General features: G+C 28.7%; 10 protein-coding genes and 1 pseudogene. 3 read left to right on the top strand and 8 right to left on the bottom strand.

Annotation, left to right across the window (positions count from 1 at the left end):
* Positions 1 to 54: 54 nt before the first annotated feature.
* From JG677_RS06150 to cydB, 3 genes are read left to right on the top strand one after another with little or no spacing between them, the layout of a single operon-like run.
* Complete coding sequence (locus tag JG677_RS06150) at positions 55 to 285, top strand: DUF4492 domain-containing protein (RefSeq protein ID WP_200169963.1); 231 nt, start codon at positions 55 to 57, stop codon at positions 283 to 285.
* A complete protein-coding gene (locus JG677_RS06155; protein WP_200285715.1) occupies positions 285 to 1,835 on the top strand; it encodes a cytochrome ubiquinol oxidase subunit I in 1,551 nt (516 codons plus the stop codon). Before JG677_RS06150 ends, JG677_RS06155 begins: the two co-directional genes overlap by 1 nt.
* On the top strand, positions 1,835 to 2,959 hold the full coding sequence (gene cydB, locus JG677_RS06160) for a cytochrome d ubiquinol oxidase subunit II (RefSeq protein ID WP_200285717.1): 1,125 nt from the start codon (positions 1,835 to 1,837) through the stop codon (positions 2,957 to 2,959). Before JG677_RS06155 ends, cydB begins: the two co-directional genes overlap by 1 nt.
* A gap of 320 nt (positions 2,960 to 3,279) precedes the next feature.
* Here the strand turns inward: cydB and rplQ are convergent, their stop codons facing one another.
* From rplQ to JG677_RS06200, 8 genes and pseudogenes are all read right to left on the bottom strand, one after another.
* A complete protein-coding gene (gene rplQ / locus JG677_RS06165; RefSeq protein WP_200169960.1) occupies positions 3,280 to 3,633 on the bottom strand; it encodes a 50S ribosomal protein L17 in 354 nt (117 codons plus the stop codon).
* Positions 3,634 to 3,636: 3 nt separating this feature from the next.
* Entirely contained in the window at positions 3,637 to 4,650 is a 1,014-nt protein-coding gene (locus JG677_RS06170; protein ID WP_200169959.1) for a DNA-directed RNA polymerase subunit alpha, read from the bottom strand.
* A 12-nt stretch (positions 4,651 to 4,662) separates the two neighbouring features.
* Complete coding sequence (gene rpsD, locus JG677_RS06175) at positions 4,663 to 5,289, bottom strand: 30S ribosomal protein S4 (protein ID WP_200169958.1); 627 nt, start codon at positions 5,287 to 5,289, stop codon at positions 4,663 to 4,665.
* A 27-nt stretch (positions 5,290 to 5,316) separates the two neighbouring features.
* Positions 5,317 to 5,709 (bottom strand): 30S ribosomal protein S11, encoded by a 393-nt coding sequence (gene rpsK, locus JG677_RS06180; protein ID WP_131163940.1) that lies wholly within the window; start codon positions 5,707 to 5,709, stop codon positions 5,317 to 5,319.
* A 9-nt stretch (positions 5,710 to 5,718) separates the two neighbouring features.
* Complete coding sequence (gene rpsM / locus JG677_RS06185) at positions 5,719 to 6,084, bottom strand: 30S ribosomal protein S13 (RefSeq protein WP_200169957.1); 366 nt, start codon at positions 6,082 to 6,084, stop codon at positions 5,719 to 5,721.
* A gap of 2 nt (positions 6,085 to 6,086) precedes the next feature.
* Complete coding sequence (gene rpmJ / locus JG677_RS06190; protein ID WP_131163938.1) at positions 6,087 to 6,200, bottom strand: 50S ribosomal protein L36; 114 nt, start codon at positions 6,198 to 6,200, stop codon at positions 6,087 to 6,089.
* A 160-nt stretch (positions 6,201 to 6,360) separates the two neighbouring features.
* The gene (gene infA / locus JG677_RS06195; protein WP_027305093.1) at positions 6,361 to 6,579 is read right to left on the bottom strand and encodes a translation initiation factor IF-1; all 219 of its coding nucleotides are present in this window, start codon (positions 6,577 to 6,579) and stop codon (positions 6,361 to 6,363) included.
* Between the two features lie 63 nt (positions 6,580 to 6,642).
* Positions 6,643 to 7,137, bottom strand: a pseudogene (locus tag JG677_RS06200) (WYL domain-containing protein); the annotation flags it as partial.
* Positions 7,138 to 7,270: the final 133 nt, after the last annotated feature.

Genomic DNA, 7,270 nt, shown 5'->3' on the forward strand with positions numbered 1-7,270 from the left:
TTTTAAAACAAAACATACTAAAATAGTCCTTTTAATACTAATGATTAGGTATAAATGTTTTTTAAATATTTCTATTCTATTTTAATCAAGATTTTTTGCTTTTATAAAGATGGATTTAAAAGTTTGACTCTTGGAAAAACTTTGTGGAAAATTATCTTCGTTAAACTTTTTATTATCTTCATTATTTTTAAAATTTTTCTTTTTGATGTTAATTTTAATTCTATTTTTAAAAGTTTTGAAGAAAAAAGTGATTTTGTATTTAAAAATTTATTAAAGGAAAATTGATGAGTGAGCTAAGTAGTATTGATTGGTCTAGAGCACAATTTGCTTTAACGGCACTTTATCATTTTTTATTTGTGCCTTTAACTTTAGGACTTTCTTTTATTATTGCAATAATGGAAAGTATTTATGTTAAAACAGGAAATGAAGTTTGGAAAAAAATTACAAAATTCTGGCTTTCCTTGTTTGCTATAAATTTTGCCATTGGTGTAGCAACTGGTATTATTATGGAATTTGAATTTGGAACAAACTGGGCTAATTACTCTTGGTTTGTAGGTGATATTTTTGGTGCTCCTTTAGCAATAGAAGGTTTAATGGCATTTTTTCTAGAGGCTACTTTTTTTGCTGTTATGTTTTTTGGATGGGATAAAGTTTCAAAAAAATTTCATCTTTTTTCTACTTGGTGTGTAGCTATTGGAAGTAATTTAAGTGCTTTTTGGATTTTAGTTGCTAATGCTTGGATGCAATATCCAGTAGGCATGAGGTTTAATCTTGATAGTGCAAGAAATGAGATGGAAAATTTTTTTGAAGTGGCTTTTTCTCCGGTTGCTATTTCAAAATTTTTACATACCATAGGAAGTGGTTATGTAATTTCTGCACTTTTTGTTATGGGAATTTCAGCATGGTTTTTACTTAAAAAAAGACATATATTAGAAGCTAAAAAAAGTCTTGTAGTAGGAGCTAGTTTTGGTTTAATTTGTTCTATTTTTTTATTTTTTAGTGGAGATGAAAGTGCTTATCGTGTAACGCAAACTCAACCGATGAAACTTGCTGCTATGGAAGGAGTTTATCAAGGAGAACATAGAGCCGGCATTGTGGCTTTTGGAATTTTAAATCCTAGAAAAAATATTGATAATAATGAAAGTGTATTTTTGTTTAATATTAGCATTCCTTATGCTTTATCTATTTTAGGCAATCGTGATCCTAATAGTTTTGTTCCTGGCATTGAGGATTTAATATATGGCAATGAAGCTAAAAATATAGAACCTATGCAAAATCGTATCGATAGAGGAAAGATCGCACTTAAAGCTTTAAAAGATTATAAATTTGCAAAAGAAAATAATATGAGCGACTTAAAACATTCAAGTCAGATTTTATTTGAACAAAATTTTAAAGATTTTGGTTATGGATATTTAGAAAAACCTGAAGATGCTATTCCTCCTGTTGCTTTAACTTTTTATAGTTTTCACATTATGGTAGGACTTGGAACTTTCTTTTTCTTGCTTTTTATCATCACTCTTTACTTGAGCATGGCTAATGATATTGAGAAGTTTAAAAAAATACTTTGGATTTGTGTTTTTTCTATACCTTTTGGATATATAGCAGCAGAGGCAGGGTGGATAGTAGCAGAAGTAGGAAGACAGCCTTGGGCTATACAAGATCTTATGCCAGTAAGTATTGGCGCAACTCATCTTGGAAAATTAAATGTCCAAATTTCATTTTGGTTATTTGCTTTTCTTTTTACAGCACTTTTGATTGCTGAAATTAAAATAATGCTTACTCAAATTAAAAAAGGATTTAATACACATCAAGATCACACAAAGGAGGCTAAATAATGTTTTTTGGCTTAGAACTTTCTCATTTGCAAATTTATTGGTGGGTTATTATTAGTTTGCTTGGTGGTTTTTTAGTATTTATGTTTTTTATACAAGGGGGTCAAACTTTAATTGATGAGCTTTCAAAAAATGAGCTTGAAAAAACTATGTTTATAAATTCTTTGGGTAGAAAGTGGGAGTTAGGATTTACAACTTTGGTTATGTTTGGAGGAGCTGCTTTTGCTGCTTTTCCTCTTTTTTATAGCACCAGCTTTGGGGGTGCTTATTGGGCTTGGCTTAGTATATTGTTTTGTTTTATTATCCAAGCTATTTCTTATGAGTATCGTAAAAAAGATAATAATCTTTATGGTGCTAAAACTTATGAATTGTTTTTAAAGATTAATGGATTTTTGGGAGTATTTTTAATTGGTGTAGCATTAAGTAGTTTTTTTAGCGGTTCTTATTTTAGACTTAGTGAATATAATTTTGTTTTTTGGGATCATCCTTTACGTGGTTTGGAACTTTTATTTAACCCTTTAAATTATTTACTTGGTTTTGCTTTGGTTTTTTTAAGTAGAATACTTGGTGCAGCTTATTTTATGAACAATATTAAAGATGATGAGATAAAAATGCGTTGTGTGCGTAAAATCTATATTAATACTTTTTTATTTTTACCATTTTTTATAGCTTTTATTATATGGATTTTTTTAAAAGATGGATTTTTTATAGATGAACAAAAAGTTGTTTCTATAAAATCTTATATCTATCTTTTGAATTTTTTAAATCATCCTTTAATATTGATATTTTTTATTTTGGGAATTTTATTAGTCCTTGCAGGAATTTTTCAAGCTATTAAAAAATGCACTAAAGCCATTTTTACTTTAGGTATTGGCGTTGTTTTGGTTGTTTTTAATTTATTTTTGAGCTTAGGGCTTGGAAATAGTCCTTTTTATCCATCTATAAGCCATTTGCAAAGTTCTTTAACTTTAGAAAATGCAAGTTCAAGTTATTATACTTTAAGTGTAATGTCTTATGTATCTTTGCTTATACCTTTTGTTTTAGCTTATATTATATATTCTTGGAATGCAATGGATAAGATTAAGATTACAAAAGAAGAGATGTCAAATAACGAACATATTTATTAAGGAGAAAATTTATGTTTCATGCGTTATTTTTATTGATTTGGCCTTTGGTGATATTTTTATCTTATAAATTTATTTTGCTAAATATTAATCATTTAGAAAAAGATAAAAAACTATAAAGTATTTTGAAAATATAACGATATAGTAATTGAATCTTTTCAAAATATTGCTTAAGACCTTATTTTTATAAGGTCTTTTTTCTTACTTAAATAAATCATATATTTTTAAATTGATAATTTTATAATATAAATTATTTTTTAGAAGAAGTTAAATTTGAGATTTTAAAAAAGAAAGATTTGTTTAAAAAAGCTTAAGCTTAAAGCTTAAGCAACGAATTCGATAAAAGCCATCTCAGCTGCATCGCCACGACGGATTCTAGTTTTAATAATTCTAGTATATCCACCATTGCGATCTTTAAATTTAGGTGCAATTTCTGTTACTAATTTATTGGTTGCAAATTTATCTTGTAAGCTTGCAAAAACAACTCTATGAGCATTAAAATCTCCAACTCTTGCACGTGTAATTAATTTTTCTATATAAACTCTAAGCTCTTTTGCTTTTGGTAGAGTTGTTTCTATTTTATTATTATTTACAAGAGCTATAGTTAAATTCTTAAGTAAAGCAGCACGATGAGATGATGTTCTACCAAGTTTTCTATATCCATGTTTGTGTCTCATTTTTTATCCTTCATTTTGTGCTTTTAATTCGTTAATTTTTTTCTTAAGAGCTTCTTTGTTTTCGTTTAAATTTGAAGTTCCTACAGGAAAACCTATATTTTCCATAATGCTTTTAATTTCATCTAAAGATTTTTTACCAAGATTTTTCAAGCCAGCTAGTTCATTAACACTCATTAAAGCAAGCTCTCCTATGTATATTATCCCAGCTTTTTCAAGGCAATTATAACTTCTAGCACTTAAATTAAGTTCTGTAATATTTTGTAATAATTTTGTGTTTTCTATCTCATTATTTGAATTTTGACTTTTAATTACATTTCTTACATTAGTGATTTTATCAAATACTGATAATTGTTTATACATAGCCTCTAAAGCATTTTGAAAAGCTTCATTAGGAGTGATTTGTCCATCTGTTTTTATTGTAAGAACGATTTTTTCATAATCTGGATTATCTTCAAATAAAACTTTTTCTATATCATAAGTAGCTTCTCTTACTGGTGTAAAAAAGGCATCTAAAGCGATAAATTTAGGATCATCTAAGAGTTCTTTAATTTCTTCGCTTGGAACATAGCCTATTCCCTTTTCTATAATAAGAGTAAATTTAAGCTCTGCATCTTCGTTAATAGTTGCTAAATAAGCATCATTATTAACAACTTCTACTTTATCATTGTTTAAATCTTTTCCATAGATCTCTTTAGGTCCATTAAAACTAAATTCCACTATTTCTTTGTTAGACTCACCTTTAATCTTGAAACGAAGTTTTTTAAGATTGATAATAAAAAGTGCAACATCTTCAAGCATTCCACGCATACTATCAAATTCGTGAGATACTCCATCAATATGGATAGCTGTTGGAGCATAGCCTATAGTACTTGTATAAAGTAGGCGACGTAAAGGATGAGCCAGAGTAATACCATAGCCAATTTCAAAAGGCCAAGCACTTATTTTAGCCATATTATCACTAATGTTTTCTATGGCAAATTCTGTTGGCGTATAAGCAGATGTAGTGATATTTCTCATATTCAGCCTTTATTATTTTGAGTAAAGCTCGACAATATATCTTTCCTCTACAGGAATGACGACTTCTTCTCTCTCTGGATTTCTTGTAAAAATTCCAAATCTCTTATCTTTTTCAACATCAACCCAAGCTACTATACCTGTTTGAGAAGTAAGTTCTAATGATCTTGAAATTTGAGGATTATTTTTACTTTTTTCAATAATTTCAATTTTAGTTCCTGCTTCAACGCGGTAACTTGGTATATCTACTCTTCTACCATTAACTAAAATATGTCCGTGTGTTACAAGTTGTCTTGCAAAGCGACGTGTAGTTGCAAAACCCATTCTATAAACAACATTATCAAGTCTTTGTTCTAGAAGTTGGATAAGTAAAACCCCTGTATTGCCATCACGTCTAGCTGCTTCGCTAAACAATCTTCTAAATTGTTTTTCACTTACTCCATACATAAATTTAGCTTTTTGCTTTTCTCTTAGTTGGAGTCCATATTCACTGATTTTACCTTTTTTAGCTCCGTGTTGTCCTGGCCCATAAGGACGTTTATCAAGAGCACTTTTTCCTGCTAATCTTCTTTCCCCTTTTAATGCTAAGCTGACACCAAAACGTCTTTCTAGCTTTTCTACTGGTCCTCTATATCTTGCCATAATAATTTCTCCTAAATTCTTTTATTTTTAGACACGACGACGTTTAGGTGGTCTACAACCATTATGTGCTAATGGGGTTATATCTTTAAAGAATGTTACTTTAATTCCTTCCATAGCACCGACGCTTTTAACAGCAGTTTCTCTACCGCTTCCTGGCCCTTGCACCTTAATGCCTACTTCTTTAATTCCGTGTTCTTTTGCTTTATTTAATGCATCTTCAACTGCTTGTTGTGCAGCATATGGAGTTGATTTTTTAGAACCTTTAAATCCAAGTCCTCCAGCACTACTCCAAGCAATAGCATTTCCCATTTCATCTGTTACCGTAACCATAGTATTATTAAAGGTTGCACTAATATATACAATACCTTTAGCTATATTTTTCTTAACAACTTTTTTCTTAACAACTTTTCTTTTTGCCATTTTTAATCCTTATGATTTTGCACCAACAGTTTTTCTTTTACCTTTACGCGTTCTAGCATTTGTTTTTGTTTTTTGTCCGCGAACTGGCAAACCTTTTCTGTGTCTAAGACCTCTAAAACTTCCTAAATCCATTAGTGCTTTAATATCCATAGCAACTTGTTTTCTAAGATCCCCTTCAACTACATAATTTTCTTGGATCTCTTTACGGATAGCTGCTGCTTCATCTTCACTTAACTCATGTACTCTTTTATCGTACGAGATGCCTGTTTTATCTAAAATTTTTCTTGAGCTAAAAAGCCCTATGCCATAGATATAAGTTAATCCATACTCAATTCTCTTTTTTTTTGGTAAATCTACACCTGCAATACGAGCCATATTTATCCTTGTCTTTGTTTATGTTTTGGATTTTCGCAAATAATGCGGACAACACCTTTACGGCGAACTACTTTACATTTGTCACATATTTTTTTGACTGAGGGTCTAACCTTCATATCATCTCCTTAAGTAAATTCCACTTAACTTTGCGAAAGCATATTAGGTTTAAAACCAACTGTTTTCAAAATAAGTGGGACTTTGAAAACACTTCTTTCTATAGCTGAAAGCTTCGCAAAGTTATAATTCTAACCAAAAATAACTTTTAAATAGCTTAGGTTATTTATATCTAAAAGTAATGCGTCCTTTATCTAGACTATAAGGAGTAAGTTCCACTTTAACTCTATCACCTGGCATAATTCTTATATAATGCATACGCATTTTTCCAGCGATATGACAAAGTATTACGTGTTTATTATCAAGTTCAACTTTAAAATTTGCATTAGGTAAAGCTTCAATTACATTCCCATCAATTTCAATAACATCATCTTTTGCCAAAATACTCTCCTTTCGAAAATCAAAATTATGATTGTAGCAAAAAATGTTTGAATTTATAAGAAATTAATACTCTAAATAAACTTTTAAAATTTGATTTAATTTTTCTTTAAGTTCTAAAGGTTTTTCTATTTTGATATAAGGAATCCATTGTTTTACAATATTTAAAAGTTCATCATCATAAGAAAAACATACTTTTAAAATATAAACTTGTTCATTTTTTTCAATGAGTTCAAAGTTATGGAAGATATTTTTTCTAAAAAAATACTCTTTTGCTTCTTTATTAAGTTTTAAAATTGCTTTTTTACTTCCATCTAACCAGATATTTTTATCATTTAAGATTTGATTTAAAAAATCTTCTTTTGGGGTAAAGTTTTTTGAAGTACTAGAAAAATCTTTAATCTTGCTTATGCTAAAATGTTTTAATTTGCCTTTTTCTTCGGCTATTAAATACCAAATTCCTTTATAATTTAAAAGTTTATAAGGTTTTATTTTTTTATTTTCCTCTATAAGTAAAGCAACTAATAAGATTAAAATTGCAATACTAATAGCTTTAAAATTTCATAATCATTTTTTAAGTCCATTATTTTTCTATGATGGTTTAAATTATTAAATTAATTTTTCTTAATATTTAAACAAGTAGCCATTCTAAATGTTATAATTATATTTTGGAGTTATTTGATGACTTTTATTA

The sequence above is a fragment of the Campylobacter sp. TTU-622 genome (assembly GCF_016598965.1).
In the GTDB taxonomy this organism is placed as follows: domain Bacteria; phylum Campylobacterota; class Campylobacteria; order Campylobacterales; family Campylobacteraceae; genus Campylobacter_D.

Bases quoted from the DNA above. Each gene is read 5' to 3' on its own strand.
- JG677_RS06150 (WP_200169963.1), top strand. From the start codon at position 55: ATGTTTTTTAAATATTTCTATTCTATTTTAATCAAGATTTTTTGCTTT.
- JG677_RS06155 (WP_200285715.1), top strand. From the start codon at position 285: ATGAGTGAGCTAAGTAGTATTGATTGGTCTAGAGCACAATTTGCTTTA.
- cydB (WP_200285717.1), top strand. From the start codon at position 1,835: ATGTTTTTTGGCTTAGAACTTTCTCATTTGCAAATTTATTGGTGGGTT.
- rplQ (WP_200169960.1), bottom strand. From the start codon at position 3,633: ATGAGACACAAACATGGATATAGAAAACTTGGTAGAACATCATCTCAT.
- JG677_RS06170 (WP_200169959.1), bottom strand. From the start codon at position 4,650: ATGAGAAATATCACTACATCTGCTTATACGCCAACAGAATTTGCCATA.
- rpsD (WP_200169958.1), bottom strand. From the start codon at position 5,289: ATGGCAAGATATAGAGGACCAGTAGAAAAGCTAGAAAGACGTTTTGGT.
- rpsK (WP_131163940.1), bottom strand. From the start codon at position 5,709: ATGGCAAAAAGAAAAGTTGTTAAGAAAAAAGTTGTTAAGAAAAATATA.
- rpsM (WP_200169957.1), bottom strand. From the start codon at position 6,084: ATGGCTCGTATTGCAGGTGTAGATTTACCAAAAAAAAAGAGAATTGAG.
- rpmJ (WP_131163938.1), bottom strand. From the start codon at position 6,200: ATGAAGGTTAGACCCTCAGTCAAAAAAATATGTGACAAATGTAAAGTA.